The organism is Pseudomonas sp. BT-42-2 (assembly GCF_025847435.2).
GTDB classification, from domain to species: Bacteria; Pseudomonadota; Gammaproteobacteria; order Pseudomonadales; family Pseudomonadaceae; genus Aquipseudomonas; species Aquipseudomonas urmiensis.
Map to the genome: position 1 here is coordinate 83,359 of NZ_JAOYTM010000001.1, position 15,543 is coordinate 98,901.

The 15,543-nt window shown below is 63.6% G+C and carries 14 protein-coding genes; 2 read left to right on the top strand and 12 right to left on the bottom strand.

Annotated elements, in window-relative coordinates:
• Positions 1 to 35: 35 nt before the first annotated feature.
• Positions 36 to 851: a sulfite exporter TauE/SafE family protein gene (locus OIU19_RS00410; protein WP_264232560.1), complete on the bottom strand. Its 816-nt coding sequence runs from the start codon at positions 849 to 851 to the stop codon at positions 36 to 38.
• Between the two features lie 108 nt (positions 852 to 959).
• On the opposite strand from OIU19_RS00410, the gene OIU19_RS00415 reads away from it, so the two are divergent.
• Both OIU19_RS00415 and OIU19_RS00420 read left to right on the top strand, forming a co-directional pair.
• The gene (locus OIU19_RS00415) at positions 960 to 1,775 is read left to right on the top strand and encodes a helix-turn-helix transcriptional regulator (protein ID WP_264232561.1); all 816 of its coding nucleotides are present in this window, start codon (positions 960 to 962) and stop codon (positions 1,773 to 1,775) included.
• Positions 1,776 to 1,830: 55 nt separating this feature from the next.
• Entirely contained in the window at positions 1,831 to 2,580 is a 750-nt protein-coding gene (locus OIU19_RS00420; RefSeq protein WP_264232562.1) for a FadR/GntR family transcriptional regulator, read from the top strand.
• Positions 2,581 to 2,843: 263 nt separating this feature from the next.
• Here OIU19_RS00420 and OIU19_RS00425 read toward each other — a convergent pair whose 3' ends face one another.
• From OIU19_RS00425 to OIU19_RS00475, 11 genes are all read right to left on the bottom strand, one after another.
• Positions 2,844 to 4,424 carry an aldehyde dehydrogenase (NADP(+)) gene (locus OIU19_RS00425; RefSeq protein WP_264232564.1) on the bottom strand — a complete coding sequence of 527 codons (1,581 nt, stop codon included), beginning with the start codon at positions 4,422 to 4,424 and terminating at the stop codon, positions 2,844 to 2,846.
• 186 nt (positions 4,425 to 4,610) lie between these two features.
• The gene (gene garD, locus OIU19_RS00430; protein WP_264232566.1) at positions 4,611 to 6,164 is read right to left on the bottom strand and encodes a galactarate dehydratase; all 1,554 of its coding nucleotides are present in this window, start codon (positions 6,162 to 6,164) and stop codon (positions 4,611 to 4,613) included.
• Between the two features lie 75 nt (positions 6,165 to 6,239).
• Positions 6,240 to 7,604: an MFS transporter gene (locus OIU19_RS00435; RefSeq protein ID WP_264232567.1), complete on the bottom strand. Its 1,365-nt coding sequence runs from the start codon at positions 7,602 to 7,604 to the stop codon at positions 6,240 to 6,242.
• A 105-nt stretch (positions 7,605 to 7,709) separates the two neighbouring features.
• Positions 7,710 to 8,621, bottom strand: coding sequence for a 5-dehydro-4-deoxyglucarate dehydratase (gene kdgD, locus OIU19_RS00440; RefSeq protein ID WP_264232569.1), 912 nt, complete (start codon positions 8,619 to 8,621; stop codon positions 7,710 to 7,712).
• 444 nt (positions 8,622 to 9,065) lie between these two features.
• A complete protein-coding gene (locus OIU19_RS00445) occupies positions 9,066 to 9,878 on the bottom strand; it encodes a gamma-glutamyl-gamma-aminobutyrate hydrolase family protein (RefSeq protein ID WP_186557071.1) in 813 nt (270 codons plus the stop codon).
• A gap of 353 nt (positions 9,879 to 10,231) precedes the next feature.
• Complete coding sequence (locus OIU19_RS00450; RefSeq protein WP_319004449.1) at positions 10,232 to 11,014, bottom strand: amino acid ABC transporter ATP-binding protein; 783 nt, start codon at positions 11,012 to 11,014, stop codon at positions 10,232 to 10,234.
• 23 nt (positions 11,015 to 11,037) lie between these two features.
• Positions 11,038 to 12,282 carry an FAD-binding oxidoreductase gene (locus OIU19_RS00455; RefSeq protein ID WP_264232570.1) on the bottom strand — a complete coding sequence of 415 codons (1,245 nt, stop codon included), beginning with the start codon at positions 12,280 to 12,282 and terminating at the stop codon, positions 11,038 to 11,040.
• A 16-nt stretch (positions 12,283 to 12,298) separates the two neighbouring features.
• Positions 12,299 to 13,009, bottom strand: coding sequence for an ABC transporter permease (locus OIU19_RS00460; protein ID WP_264232571.1), 711 nt, complete (start codon positions 13,007 to 13,009; stop codon positions 12,299 to 12,301).
• Complete coding sequence (locus OIU19_RS00465; RefSeq protein WP_264232572.1) at positions 13,006 to 13,725, bottom strand: ABC transporter permease; 720 nt, start codon at positions 13,723 to 13,725, stop codon at positions 13,006 to 13,008. The genes OIU19_RS00460 and OIU19_RS00465 overlap by 4 nt, the downstream gene beginning before the upstream one ends.
• A gap of 80 nt (positions 13,726 to 13,805) precedes the next feature.
• Positions 13,806 to 14,558: a transporter substrate-binding domain-containing protein gene (locus OIU19_RS00470; protein WP_264232573.1), complete on the bottom strand. Its 753-nt coding sequence runs from the start codon at positions 14,556 to 14,558 to the stop codon at positions 13,806 to 13,808.
• A gap of 26 nt (positions 14,559 to 14,584) precedes the next feature.
• Positions 14,585 to 15,457 (bottom strand): MurR/RpiR family transcriptional regulator, encoded by an 873-nt coding sequence (locus tag OIU19_RS00475; RefSeq protein WP_186557077.1) that lies wholly within the window; start codon positions 15,455 to 15,457, stop codon positions 14,585 to 14,587.
• Positions 15,458 to 15,543: the final 86 nt, after the last annotated feature.

The following is a 15,543-nucleotide window of genomic DNA, read 5'->3' on the forward strand; positions in this document are numbered from 1 at the left end:
CACGTTACCGCCGTTGCAGGGCGATTGGCCAGCGCTCAGCGCCCGGCGCAGAGCATCACCAGCAGGACTGTGCCTAGCAGCACCAGGTAGGCTCTGGCGTGCAGGCTGTCGGCGATGCGCCCCACTAGCGGCGAAGCCAGCTGCATGCCCAGCCATGCGCCGAGCGCTAGGGCGGCCGCCGCGTACAGGTCGATCAAGCCGACAAATCCGCTGCCCAACGGCTCACCGGTTGCAGGCAGCATGGCGTATACCAGCGACGCACTCAGCGCCATGGGCAGCGACAACGGATTGGCCATGGCCGTAGCAGTGAGCATACTTGCGCCACGCCTGCGCATCAGCGGTACGGTCATGACGCTGCCGCCCACTCCCAGCAGTGCTGCCAGCGCGCCAATTGGCAGCCCGACCAGGGCCGAGCCTGCCCGGCTCATTGGGCGCAGAACGGCGCCGGCGTCGCTGACAAAGCCTGGGCGCAGCCAACTATCGAGCAACGTCAGCACCAGGTAGCCGATGAACAGCCACCGCAGCCAGGTGCCGTCCAGCTGCAGCGCTGCATAGGCGCCAACTATCGCGCCCAAGGCGATGGCCGGTGCCAGTTGGCCAATCAGATCCCAGCGCAGGCTGCCCGAGCGGTGATGACGCCAGGTGGCCAGGGCACTGCTGAAGATCATCACCGCAGCCGAGGTGGCTACAGCAATCTGCATCGCCTGTTGGCCGATGGGGGCGTCTGCTCCATGGCCGGCGATCAGCAGCGCATACAGCAGCGGCACGGCGAAGAAACCGCCACCGAAGCCGAACAACAACGTAGTCATGCCGGCGGCGACGCCGAAAATGCTTAAAAGTGGGTACAGCATCGTGCTGCCTCTGCAGGTGATAGGACGCACGCAGAGTAGGCAGGTTACGCTTGGCCGACATGCGTGAATTGGCCAATAATCATCGCGTTCAGGCCAAGGCTGTGCAGCATGCGTAATACCCCGTTGTCCCAGGTCGATAGCATTCCCAGGCCAGTACTGGCCATCGGCACCGACTACCCGCCGGGCACTTTGCTCGAGGCGCATAGCCATCGCCGGGCGCAGTTTCTGTATGGCATGAGCGGGCTGATGGAGGTGTTGACCGACGATGGTGCCTGGGTGATCCCGCCCTATAACGGCGTATGGATCCCGCCTGGCAAGCGCCATCAGGTGAAGATGCAGGGGGTAAGCACGCGCAGTGTGTACATCGAGCCGCAAGCGCTGCCGCGTGTCGATGCGCGCTGCCAGGCTTTGCTGGTCAGCCCATTGCTGCATGAGCTGCTGCTGGCCAGTGCCGATGTGCCCGCGCTGTATGAGCCGCATGGGCGCGATGGGCTGTTAGTGGCGTTGATTCTCGAGGAGTTGCGTCGGGCGCCGAGCCTGCCGCTGTATGCGCCGATGCCGGTCGAGCCGGCACTGGCTGCACTGTGCCAAGGCTTTTTGCAGGCACCGAATATTCATCAGACCGCTGAGCACTGGGCGCAGCAATTGAACAAGAGCACGCGCAGCTTCAATCGACAGTTTCGGCAGCTGACCGGCTTGTCGTTTGGCCAGTGGCGGCAGCAGGCCTGCCTGATGGCGGCGGTGACACGCCTGGCCGGCGGTGAGGGAGTGACGCGGATCGCCCTGGACTTGGGTTATGACAGCCCCAGTGCGTTTTCCAGCATGTTCCGCAGGGTGCTGGGCGAGGCGCCTTCGCGTTTTGCCCCTGGAGGGGCGCAACCGGCAGTGCGCAGGGTGAGCGAAAACCGTAAGGGATGTATGTGATCGTACAACTGCTTGCGCTATGATGACGCTGGTCTTTCAAGGTGAAATACACGGCATGACAGAGCAGCAGGTACAGGCAAGGACCCGGCGCAAGCCGCGCAGTCTGGCCCAGGAACTGGTCACGGTGCTGACCGAACGGATCCGCAGTGGTCAGCTCAAGCGCGGCGACAAGCTGCCGACCGAGTCGCAGATCATGGCCGAGGAGGGCGTCAGCCGTACGGTGGTGCGTGAGGCCATCTCGCGGTTGCAGGCAGCAGGCCAGGTGGAGACCCGCCACGGTATCGGCACCTTCGTGCTGGATGCGCCGGCGGGTAGCGGTTTTCGCATCGATCCGGCAACTGTGGTCACCCTGCGTGAGGTGCTGGCGGTGCTCGAGTTGCGTATCGCGCTTGAGATCGAGTCAGCCGGGCTTGCCGCGCAACGGCGCGATGACCAGCAGTTGGCCGGGATGCGTGCGGCGTTGGATGAGATCAACGAAAGCGCTGCGCATGCCTCCGATGCCGTGTCGGCGGACTTTCAGTTTCACCTGCGCATTGCCCAGGCCAGTGGCAATCACTACTTTGCCGACATCATCAATCATCTGGGCACCAGCATCATTCCGCGCACCCGGCTCAATTCGGCACGGATCGCCCATGATGACCAGGCGCACTACATGAGCCGCCTGCGTCACGAGCATGAAGCGATCTATGAGGCGATTGCCCGGCGCGATAGCGAAGGGGCGAAGATGGCGATGCGCATGCACCTGTCCAACAGTCGGGAGCGCTTGCGCCAGGCGCATGAAGCGGCAGAGGCGCAGGGCGCCTGAGTACTTCATCGGGGGCCCAAGCCATGAAGCCATGGCTAATTGAAAAATGCCGCGCAAGAGATCACGTTAGACCTGTGTCGTCTGCTTGGGGCCGCTTTGCGCCCCTTCGCGGGCAAGCCCGCTCCCACAGGTACGGCGCCGACCGTGAGAGCGGCGCTATCCCTGTGGGAGCGGGCTTGCCCGCGAAGGGGCGCAAAGCGGCCCCAATTGCTTAAGCGAACTGCATTACCGCAAAGATGCGAGTCATTTTGAATGTGCGCAGATCACAGCGAACCTTCGCTCCACTGCCCATTGACCAACCGGCGCAGCCCCAGCGGGTTGTTATCCTTGAGCGCCTCAGGCAGCAGCGCCTGCGGGTAGTTCTGGTAGCACACCGGCCGCAGGAAACGGTCGATCGCCAAGGTGCCCACCGAGGTGCTGCGGGCATCGGAGGTGGCTGGGTACGGCCCGCCATGAACCATGGCGTCGCACACTTCCACACCCGTCGGATAGCCGTTGACCAGAATCCGGCCAACTTTCTCCTCCAGCAGCGGCACCAGCCAGGCGAACGCCTCGAAGTCTTCTGCTTCACCAATCAAGGTGGCGGTGAGCTGACCGCGCAGGCCTAGCAAGGCCGCACGCAGTTGCGCCTGGTCCTTGACTTCGACCGCCACAGTGGCCGGCCCGAACACTTCTTCCTGCAGCAGCGGGTCGGCATCGACCAGCAGGCTGGCATCGGCCTTGAACAGCTGCGCGCGCGCTTGTGCACCTTGTTGCGGCTGGCCCGCCAGGTGCTCGATGCCTGCATGAGCGTGCAGGTGCTCAAGGCCGGCGACGTAACTGCGTAGGCCACCGGCGTTGAGCAGGGTTTGCCCGGCCTGGGCATCCAGGGCTTGGCCGACATTGCTCAGCAGGCTGCTGAACTCGGCCGATTGCAGGCCGATCACCATCCCTGGGTTGGTGCAGAACTGGCCGGCGCCAAGGCATACCGAACCTGCCAGTTCGCGGGCGATGGTTTCGCCGCGCTTGGCCAGCGCACCGGGCAGGACGATCACTGGGTTGATGCTCGACATCTCGGCGAACACCGGGATCGGCTGCGGGCGCTCGGCGGCCATGCGGCACAGCGCGTCGCCACCCTTGAGCGAGCCGGTGAAGCCCACCGCCTGGATCGCCGGATGCTTGACCAGCCACTCGCCGACACCGCCGCCGAAGACCATGTTGAACACGCCCTTGGGCATGCCCGTGCGCTCGGCGGCGCGGATGATGGCGCAGCCGACCAGGTCGGCAGTGGCCATATGGCCGCTATGCGCCTTGAACACTACCGGGCAGCCAGCGGCGAGGGCGGCAGCGGTGTCACCGCCTGCGGTGGAGAAGGCCAACGGGAAGTTGCTGGCGCCGAACACCGCGACCGCGCCAACGCCAATGCGCATCTGGCGCAGGTCGACCCGTGGCAGCGGTTGACGCTCAGGCAACGCCTGGTCGATGCGAGCGCCTAGGAAGTCGCCACGGCGCAGCACCTGCGCGAACAAGCGCATCTGCCCGCTGGTGCGGCCACGTTCGCCCTGAATGCGCGCAGCGGGCAGGGCGGTCTCGCGGCAGACGATGGCGACGAAGCTGTCGTCCAGTTCATCCAGCTCGGCGGCGATGGCCTCGAGGAACTCGGCGCGGCGGGCCGGGGAAAGCTGGCGGAACTCGGCAAAAGCGCCAGCGGCGGCGCGGGCGGCCTGGTCCACTTCAGCCTCAGTGGCTTGGACGAAGCTGTAGGGCAGGGCTTCGCCGGTGGTGGCATCGAGGCTCTGCAAGCGTTGGCTGCCGGCGGCGCTGCGCTGGCCGGCGATGAAGTTATGACCAAGAATCTCAGGCATGGGGTGCTCCTGTCGATGTAGTTGAAGGAAGAATGCAGGTGCGATGGGCTTGCCCGGCCCCTGTGGGAGCGGGTTTACCCGCGAACACCGGCGAAGCCGGTGCCATCCACCGAGTTGCCTGCTTCGCGCGCAAGCCCGCTCCCACAGGGGGCTGCGGCGATTGGGCATGGGCCGAACGCTGAGCCATCAAGTGATCGGCGCCGGGTTGAACAAGGTGATGTCGTTGTGCAGCCTGTGCTGCTCAGCCCAGGTCTGTTTGCGGCCACTGGCGACGTCCAGGTAATAGTGGAACAGCTCCCAGCCGAGCTCTTCGATGCTCGAACGGCCGCTGGCGATGCGCCCGGCGTCGATGTCGATCAAGTCCGGCCAGCGCTGGGCCAGCTCGCTGCGGGTACACACCTTGACCACCGGCGCCATGGCCAGGCCATACGGCGTGCCACGGCCGGTGGTGAATACGTGCAGGTTCATCCCCGCCGCCAGTTGCAAGGTGCCGCAGACAAAATCGCTGGCCGGGGTGGCGCAGAAGATCAGGCCCTTGCGCTCGACTCGCTCGCCCGGGCCGAGCACGCCCTGGATGGCGCCGCTGCCAGACTTGACGATCGAGCCGAGGGATTTCTCGACGATATTGGACAAGCCGCCTTTCTTGTTGCCAGGCGTAGTGTTGGCGCTGCGGTCGGCCGCACCTTGTTGCAGGTAGCGGTCGTACCAGTCCATCTCGCGTATCAGGGCCTGGGCGACGTCCTGGTTTTCGGCGCGCGAGGTGAGCATGTAGATGGCATCGCGCACTTCGGTCACTTCCGAGAACAGCACGGTAGCGCCGGCCCGCACCAGCAGGTCGGCGGCATAGCCCAGTGCTGGGTTGGCGGTAATGCCGGAGAATGCGTCACTGCCCCCGCACTGCATGCCAAGGATCAGCTCGCTGGCCGGCACCGTCTGGCGGCGGCGCTGGTCGAGTTTTTTCAGGCGGGTTTCGGCCAGCTCCATGATCTGCTCGATCATTTCGCTGAAGCCAAGGCTGGCATCCTGCAGGCGATACAGCCACGGCTCGCTGAGGTCCACCGACGGGTCGTTGTCATGCATCACCTGGCCGGCTTGCAGCTTCTCGCAGCCCAGGCTGATCACCAGCGCTTCGCCGCCCAGGTTAGGGTTGCGCGCCAGGTTGCGCACGGTGCGGATCGGAATGTAGGCGTCGCGGGCGTTGATTGCCACGCCGCAGCCATAGCTGTGGGTGAGGGCGACCACGTCATCGACATTGGGGTAGTGCGGCAGTAACTCGGCGCGGATGCGCTTGACCGCGTGCTCCAGCACGCCGGTCACGCACTGCACGGTGGTGGTGATGCCGAGGATATTGCGGGTGCCGACGGTGCCGTCGGCGTTGCGGTAGCCTTCGAAGGTGAAGCCATCGAGAGGCGGCAGGGGCGCGGGGACGGCATTGCAGCGCGGCAGGCTGTCCAATTCCGGCGCCGACGGCATGGCCAGCTGGCTTTCCTGGACCCAACTGCCCTTGCGCAGGTCTTGTAGGGCATAACCGATGATTTGCCCGTAGCGGCGCACCGGCTCGCCTTTGCCGATCAGCACGGTGGCGACCTTGTGGCTTTGCGGCACGGCTTCGACCAGGGTCAGGCCATCGGGAAAGCGGGCGCCTTCGCCCAGGCCGCCGTCATTGACTACCACCACGACGTTATCGTCGTCGTGCAGGCGGACGTAGCGGGGCGAGTCGGAGTGTTCGATCAACTGCATGTTCAGGCCCTACTGGTAGGTTCTCAGGCTTTTGTCCATCCGCCCGCAGCGGTCCCCCGGTGCGGGCGTGTCCACTCAGTGACGCGAGCTTGCCAGTTCGCCATTGGCGGCTGGCTCAGGCTGTGACTGGGGGGCGTCTTCGCGCAGCTCGATACGCTTGATCGGGCCGACGATCACCAGGTAGCTGAACACCGCCACCAAGGCGTTGGCGCCCACATACACCAAGGCCCACTTGAACGAGCCGGTGGCGCTGATGATGTAGCCGATGACGATCGGCGTGGTGATCGAGGCGATGTTGCCGAAGGTATTGAACAGACCACCGGACAGACCTGCGATCTGCTTGGGTGAGGTATCGGCCACCACCGCCCAGCCCAGGGCACCGATGCCCTTGCCGAAGAACGCCAGGGTCATGAAGCCGACCACCATCCATTCCGCTTCGACGTAGTTGCAAAAGACCATGGTGGTCGACAGCAGCAGGCCGCAGACGATCGGCAGTTTGCGCGAGAAGGTCAGCGAATTGCCGCGGCGCAGCAGCCAGTCCGACAGCACGCCACCCAGCACGCCACCGATGAAGCCGCAGATGGCCGGCAAGGAGGCGATGAAGCCGGCCTTGAGGATGGTCATGCCGCGCTCCTGCACCAGGTATACCGGGAACCAGGTCAGGAAGAAGTAGGTGATGGCATTGATGCAGTACTGGCCCAGGTACACGCCCAGCAGCATGCGGCTGGTCAGCAGTTGCTTGATGTAGCCCCATTTCGGGCCATCGTTGCCGCGTTTCTGGTCCATGTCGACCAGTCCGCCGTTTTGTTCGATGTGCTCAAGCTCGCTCTGGCTGATGCGCGGGTGCTGGCGTGGGTTATAGATGGTCTTCAACCAGACCGCGGAGAACACGATCCCCAGTGCGCCCATGACGACGAATACATGTTCCCAGCCGAAGCTGAACACGATCCAACCCATGATTGGCGCGAACAGTGCGGTAGCGAAGTACTGCGCCGAATTGAAGATTGCCGAGGCGGTCCCGCGTTCGGCCGTCGGGAACCAGGCGGCAACGATGCGCGCGTTGCCGGGGAACGACGGTGCTTCAGCGAAACCGACCAGAAAGCGCAGGGTGAACAGGGTCACCACCGCCCAGGCTACCGGCAGGCCGCCGACAAAGCCTTGCAGGAGGGTGAACAGCGACCAGGTGAAGATACTGAACGCGTAGACGTTCTTCGAGCCGAACCGATCGAGCAGCCAGCCACCGGGGATCTGGCCGGCGACGTAGGCCCAGCCGAACGCCGAGAAGATGTAGCCGAGGGTGACGGCATCGATGCCGAGGTCTTTTTGCAGGCTGGAGCCGGCGATGGCGATGGTGGCTCGGTCTGCATAGTTGATCGTGGTCACCAGGAACAGCATGAACAGGATCAGGTAGCGCACATGCGTCTTTTTAGTCGCTTGCATGCTGGGTACTCCCACTAGTTATTTTTGTGCGGGCTAATGAGTTGTAACCGGAGCCAGGCATTGCCCGGCTCCGGTGTGCGGCATTGGCAGGCCGCGGAGTGGGGCTTACTGCGGACCCATCTTGTCCATCAGCGCGGCGAGCATTTCGTACTCTTCGCCCGTCAGGTCGGTCAGTGGCGTGCGTACTGGGCCTGCGTCGTAACCGGCGAGCTTGGCGCCGGCCTTGACGATGCTCACCGCGTAACCGGCCTTGCGGTTGCGGATGTCCAGGTACGGCAGGAAGAAATCGTCGATCAGCTTGGCCACGGTGGCGTGATCGTCACGGGCGATGGCGTTGTAGAAGTCCATCGCGGTCTTGGGCACGAAGTTGAACACCGCCGAGGAATACACCGGTACGCCCAGGGCTTTATAGGCGGCAGCATACACCTCGGCGGTCGGCAGACCACCCAGGTAGCTGAAGCGGTCGCCCAGGCGGCGACGAATCGACACCATCAGCTCGATATCGCCCAGGCCATCCTTGTAGCCGATCAGGTTCGGGCAGCGCTCGGCCAGTTGCTCGAGCAGGCTGGCGTTGAGGCGGCAGACGTTGCGGTTGTACACCACCACGCCAATCTTGACCGATTTGCACACCGCTTCGACGTGAGCGGCGACGCCATCCTGGCTGGCCTCGGTGAGGTAGTGCGGCAGCAGCAGCAGGCCTTTGGCGCCAAGCCGTTCGGCTTCCTGGGCGTATTCGATGGCCTGGCGGGTGGAGCCACCGACGCCGGCCAGGATCGGCACCGAGCGCTCGCAGGTATCGACTGCGGTCTTGATCACTTGGCTGTACTCGCTGGCAGCCAGGGAGAAGAACTCACCGGTCCCGCCGGCGGCGAACAGGGCGCTGGCGCCATAGGGGGCGAGCCATTCCAGGCGCTTGATGTAGCCGGCCTGGTTGAAGTCGCCCTGGGCATTGAAGTCGGTCACCGGGAACGACAGCAGGCCGTGGGAGAGGATGGATTGCAGTTCTTGTGGATTCATTGTTGTTGGCATCCTATGGCGCTTGGGGTAAAGGTGATGTGCTGCGATGAGAGGTAAGTTATCGTACAACATGCGCGATGACTAGTACCTCTACGCAGATTTTTTCAGCGTCGCCAGGAAATGGGCAGGATGTAGTGCCGGCCACTTCGCGGCCAACATGGCTCCCCCAATTGATGCTGCAGGGGCCTTGAGAGCTCTGCAGTTGCTGTGGGAGCGGGCTTGCCCGCGAAGAGGCCATGACAGGTGACGAGACGGTTGAAACCGAATCCGCAGTGCTGGCTACGGCAATCAGTCGTCGTATGACTTAGGGGGAAAAAAGATCGCGGGGCAGGCACAAGCCCGCCACCCGCTTCCACGGGAAGTGTTCTGGGACCAGCAGAGGGTGACCGGGGAAACGGGGGCGGCCTTGCGCCGCCCCGCGATCAAAACTAACGAAGCGAGGAGTCAGGCGGCCTGGTGGCGCTTGCTGACTTGGGATTTGCGGACCTGGGCGCGGCAGGCGTCGCCAAAGGCCTGGAACATCTTGATCGAATCTGGGTTTTTCGCCGCTTGCCACTCGGGATGCCATTGCACGGCAAACAGGAACGGCGAGATGCTCGGCGCATGGATCGCTTCGACCAGGCCATCTTCAGCGTGGGCAATCGGCTCAAGGCCCTCACCTAGGTTGCGCAGGCCTTGGCCGTGCAGCGAGTTGACGCGGATTTCGTCGGTACCCAGTGCGTCGCGCAGCCAGCTGCCTGGTTTGATCTTCACGCCATGCACTTGCTGGTACTGGACGTCGACCGGATCTTCCGGGTTTTCCCGATGATCGTTGAAGCCCGCTTCGGCGTAGACCTTCTGGTAGATGTCACCACCCAGGGCCACGTTGATTTCCTGCATGCCGCGGCAGATACCGAAGATCGGCAGGCCGCGGGCAATGGCCAGCTGCACCAGGGGGATGTCGAACAGGTCGCGGTTCTTGTCCTGGGCTTTGCCGGGCGTTTCGTTTTCCTGGCCGTACAGCGCTGGATCGATGTTACTGCCGGCGCCGGTCAGGTAGACGCCGTCGGCCATGTCCAGGTAGCTCTCCAAGTCTTCGGTGCCACAGCAAGTGGGTACCAGGACCGGAATGCAGCCTGCGAAGTCGACCAGCGGAGTGATGTATTTGTGGGTCATGACCTGATAGTCATGGCCTTTGCGCTCTTGACTGCCCATGGTCATCAGGACGACGGGCTTGCGCAGGGAAGGTTGCTTGTTGCCAATGTTGCTGTTGGACATATGTCACCTTGGGACAGGTGCTTCCTGTCGTTGTTGTGCAGGCGCACGGCCTTGGCCTTGTGTACGACCTGGGGCCCCGAGCACTGCCGGCTCGCAGAGGGAGACGATGCCGGTCGGGGCTTACTCATAGCTTGCCAGAGCCGTTCGATATGTCAAACGAGTGGCGCGCGTTTTGGCGCCGGTTTTCGGGGGGTGTAGAGCAGCGCGGCCTTGGCTGGCAAGGGTTTGGCAGGGTTTCTGGTAAATATATTTAACGATGCAGTTGGATCATTGCAGCGCTGCAATGATCGGGGGCAAGCCGCTGCGTTCGCGTGGGAGCGGGCTTGCCCCGCGATAGGGCCATACTGCCTAGCTCAATGCAGGATCTGCTTCAAGAACGCCTGCGCCCGCGCCGTACGCGGCTGCCCGAAGAACACCTGGGGCGGGCTGTCCTCGATGATCTGCCCACCCTCCAGAAACAGCACGCGTTCGGCCACCTGCCGAGCAAAGCCCATCTCATGGGTGACGCAGAGCATGGTCATGCCGGTATCGGCCAGTTTCACCAGCACATCCAGCACCTCGGCGACCATCTCCGGGTCCAGCGCCGAGGTTGGCTCATCGAACAGCATGATCCGTGGCTTCATGCACAAGGCGCGGGCGATGGCCACCCGCTGCTGCTGGCCACCGGAGAGCTGGCTGGGGTATTTATGCGCCTGGCTCTCGATCCCGACTTTGCTCAGGTACATCCGCGCACGCTCCTCGGCGTCCTTGCGCGATAGCCCACGCACACTGGTGGGGGCGAGCAGGCAATTGTCCAGCACGCTCATGTGCGGGAACAGATTGAAGTGCTGGAACACCATGCCGATTTCGCTGCGTACCTGGGCGGCTTCGCGGCGGCTACTGGCCAGATCGATCCCGGCAACCTGGATAGTGCCTTGTTCAGCAATTTCCAGGCGATTGATACAGCGAATCAAGGTCGACTTGCCCGACCCCGAGGGGCCACAGAGCACGATCCGCTCGCCTTCGCGGACCTGCAGGTTGATATCACGCAGGACATGGAAGGCGCCGTAGTGTTTGTTCAGGCCTTCGATGTCGATCAGCACCGGCCGCGAGTCGGCTTCGGGGGCAAGGCTGGCAAGGCTTAGAGGGGCGGTCATGTTGTTGTTCTCCCGCTGGGGTTCTAGTCGAAGCGTGCGGCGCTGTAAGGCGCAGGATCAGTAAACGGCTGTTCGCCGGTGAGCATTTCGGCCAGCAAGCGCCCGGTGACCGGGCCCAGAGTCAGGCCATGGTGGGCGTGCCCGAAGTTGAACCACAAACCTTTGTGCCTGGGGGCTGGGCCAATCACCGGGCGCATGTCCGGCATGCACGGGCGCCGGCCCAGCCAGGGCTGGTCGTCCAGGCGCTCACCAAGCGCCGGGAACAGCTTGCGGGCCAAGGCTTCGCAGCGCTGCAGCTGGATTTCGTTGGCCGGCGCATCGCTGGCGGCGAACTCGATGCCGGTGGTCAGGCGCACGCCACGGGCCATCGGCGCCAGCACGTAGCCGCCTTGGGTGTCGCAGATCGAATGCTGCAGTTGGGCATCGCCACGGGTGGCGTAGTGCATGTGATAGCCACGCTTGATGCCCAGCGGGAAGCGATAGCCCAGTGGTGCGTACAGCTCGGCCGATTGCGGCCCGAGGCAGGCGACCACCTCGTCGGCGCTCAGCGTTCCGCGCTGGCTGTCGACCCGCCATTTGCCATCCACCTGGCGCAGGCTACTGGCATCCCCGTGCAGGAACTGCCCGCCACGCTGGACGAACAGTGCGGCATAGCCACGGGTCAGACCACCGGGGTTGCTGACGGTTTTCGGGTCGAGCCAGTGGATGCCGCCAACGACATCGCCTTGCAATTGCTGCTCGCGTACTTGCAGCTGCTCGCGCTCCAGAAATTCATAGTGCAGGCCATAACGGGCCAGGCCCTTGACCTCTTGTTTGGCCTGGGCGAACAGGGCTGGGTTGCGGAACACCTCTATCCAGCCTTTGGCCTTGACCAGTGCGGCCAGCCCGGCGGCCTCGATCAGCGCGTCGTGCTCCTCGACGCTGCGCTGCACCAACGGCAGCATGTCGGCCGCCGCCGCAGCCAGGCGGCCAGGCGCCGATTGTTGCCAGTAGCGCAGCAGCCAGGGCGCCGCCTTGGGCAAGTGCAGCGGGCTGTAGCGCACATCTGGCTGGCGGTTCAGGCCATAGCGCAGCAGCGCGCCAAGGTTGCGCGGGAACGCATAGGGAATGACGCTGGAGCGCTCGATCAGCCCGGCGTTGCCATGGCTGGTGCCGCTGCCCGGCTCGTCGCGGTCGATCAGGATCACCTGACGGCCACGCGCTTGCAGGTGCAGCGCAGTGCTGACGCCGACGATACCGGCGCCCAGGACAAGGGTTTGGCAATGCATGGAGCGTATCCTTCGGTCAGTTCAGGTGGCGGCCCAGGCGGGCTTCCAGGTGTTTCAGGGTGCGCCGGACGATTTCCACGATCAGCAGATAGAGCACCGCTGCCCACAGGTAGATCTGGAAGTCGAAACTGCGCGAGAAGGCCAGCTTGGTCACGCCCATCAAGTCATAGATGGTCACCAGCGAGACGATGGCGCTGGCCTTGATCATGAGGATCAGCTCGTTACCCAAGGGGCCGATGGCCACCAGCAACGACTGCGGCATGATCACCTTGAAGAAGGTGGTCGAGCGCTTGAGGTTCAGCGCGCGCGCCGCTTCGTACTGCCCCGGGGCGATGGCCAGCAGGCTGCCGCGGAAAATCTCTGCCTGGTAGGCGGCAGTGTTCAGGGTGAAGGCGAGCACGGCGCAGTACCAGGCCTCGCGGAAGAACCACCATAGCCCCAAGTCTTGCCAGAAGCCTTTGAGCGAGCCGAGGCCGTAGTACAGCAAAAACAGCTGGGCCAGCAGTGGCGAGCCACGGAAGAAATAGATGTACCCCGCAGCCAGGCGGTTGAGCAGCGGCTGCTTGGACATCCGCGCCAGCGCCAGCAGCAGGCCCAGTAGCGCCCCGAGGGTAAACGAGATCGCCACCAGCTTGGCGGTCACCAGCAGGCCATCGAGAAAGCGCGGTCCGTAGCGCTCCAGCAGTTCGGGGTCGAGCACCAGCCCCAGCAGTTGTTCGACAGTCATGCCCGTGCTCCTTGCAGGTGACGGTTGCAGCGCCGCTCGATGAAGGCAAACACCCGGCCCGACAGCGCCGAGAACAGCAGGTAGCCCAGGCAGGCCACGCCATAGAAGAACATTGGCTCCTTGGTCACGCTGACTGCCAGGTTGGTCTGGCGCATCAGATCGACCAGGGAGATGGTCGACACCAGCGAAGTGTCCTTGAGCAGCGACAACCAGTTGTTGGACAGGCCGGGCAGGGCGATGCGGGTCAATTGCGGCAACACCACTTTGAAGAACCCGGTGCGCTTGCTCAGGCCTAGTGCCGAGCAGGCTTCAAGCTGGCCCTTGGGCAGGGTCTTGAAGGCGGCCAGCCAGATTTCGCTGGAGAAGGCGGCGAATACCAGGCTGAAGGCGATCATCGCCGCGAGGAAGGTATTGATCAGCACCTCGCCTTGATAGCCCATGGCAGCGAGGATCTTCTGCGCAGCGATCTGGCAGCCGTAATAGATGATCAGCAGGGTCAGCAGCTCCGGCAGGCCGCGGAACACCGTGGAAAAAGTGGTTGCCCAGGCCCGTGGCAGGCGTTTGCGCGAGCGTGCGGCCAGGGCCACAGCCAGGCCGAGGGGCAGGCCAATAGGTAGGCAAGCCAAGGCCAGCGACACGGTCACCAGGGCGCCGGCGAGCAGCGCCTGGCCCCAGCCACCGCTGGCGAAAGACAGCAAGGACAGTTGATCGAACATGGGCGTTTCCCCACTTGCAATAAGCGCATGCGAACTTGCGTGGAGGGGGCACGCCCACTCCCACGCAAATGTCCAGGTGATCAGTTATAGATGTCGAACTCGAAATACTTGCTGGCGATCTTCTGATAAGTGCCATTGGCGACGATCTCGCCTAGGGCCTTGTTCAGTCGCTCGCGCAAGGCGTCGTCGTCCTTGCGCACGGCGATGGCGGCATCGGCCTTGGTCTTGCTGACATCGCCGAGGATCTTGCAGCAGTCCTGGCCGTTCTTTTTCTGCCAGTCGAGCAGGGGGAATTTGTCGGCGATGACGCCGTCCAGGCGTCCGGCAGCGAGGTCGGCGTTGGCCTCATCCATGGTCGGGTAGAGCTTCACATCGGCGCCGGCCTTGGCGTACACGTCCTCGGCGTAGATCGCCTGGGTCGAGGACGACTGCGCGCCAACGGTGTAGCCCTTGAAGTCGGTCTGGGCGTCGCTGATGGGGCTGTCCTTGGCTACCGCGACGGTCAGCGGGGTGCGGTAATAGTGGTTGGTGAAAGCGATCTTCTTGCGCCGCTCCTCGGTGTCGATCATCGAGGCGACCACGGCATCGTATTTGCGCGCCATCAGCGCCGGAATGATGCCTTCCCAGTCTTGCGCGACCAGGGTGCACTCGACTTTCATCTGCTCGCACAGGGCGTGGGTGATATCGATATCGAAGCCGTGCAGCTTGTTGTCGGCATCGACATAGTTGAACGGCGGATAAGCGCCTTCAGTGGCGAAACGCAGGGTCTCGGCGCTGGCAGTCCCCGCCAGCAGCAGGGCGCACGCACCCACCATAGCCATGGTCTTGTTCATCTTGCACCTCTAGGGTTGCTCGCTTGCTATTGTTGTTTTCCCGCCGGCCACGAGGTGTAGCCGACGAACTCGTTATGTAGAGCGGCAGTCGCTTCCAAGCGCTTTTCAACATCAGGCCCGAGTTTCTTGCAGACCTCGTTGACCATCAGGTGCACCCACGACAGCATCGCCGAGGTGGATTCCCAAAACAGATTGAACTCGGTGGGGATGCGAAATACCTCATCGGCATTGGCATCGGCCCAGTCACAGAAAGTGTCGGTCACCAGGGTGACCGGAATGCCCGCCTGGCGTGCCTTCTGGCACAGCATCAGGGCGTGGCGTGAATAGCGGCGCGCCTCGAATACCACCAGCGCACTGTGGTCTGGGCGGCCAAGCAGGACCTCGCCAAAGTGCCCGGCGCTGCCGTCGACCACCTGCACGCCATCGCGCAGGTAGTGCAGCAGGTGGGTCATGCATTGGGCGACGCCGCGCTCGGTCTGAAACCCGGCGATGAACACCCGCGGCCGTTGTGCCAGGCGCTGGGCAACCTGGTGCCAGGCCTCGGTGCGGCTGTACTCATGCACCCGCACCAGGGCGGCGATTTCCAGCTCCAGGCTGCCGCTGCTTTGACTGTCGTCGTGCTTCTGGCGATATTCTTGCAAACGGTCACCCACCAGCCATGGGCCATCGCCCAGGTCGCTTTGCAGGTCTTGCTTGAGCGCCTTCAAGTGGGCATAGCCGAGCGAGCGGCAGAAGCGACCAACGCTGGATTCGCTGACGCCAAGCTTCTCGGCGATGCTCGCCGAAGTCTGGAACGGCAGTTCGTGCAGGTTGCCGAGCATGTAGCTGGCGATCTTGCGGCCCGAGGCGGCAGCACTGTGCAGGCTGTGCTCCAGGCGTTGCTTGATCGATTGGCTCATGACGTGCTCCGGGCTGGGTGAGGCGTGAAATAGAAAATGGATCTTTTCTGTCACCAAGTCAACATTTGACAGATAGCTGTCACATG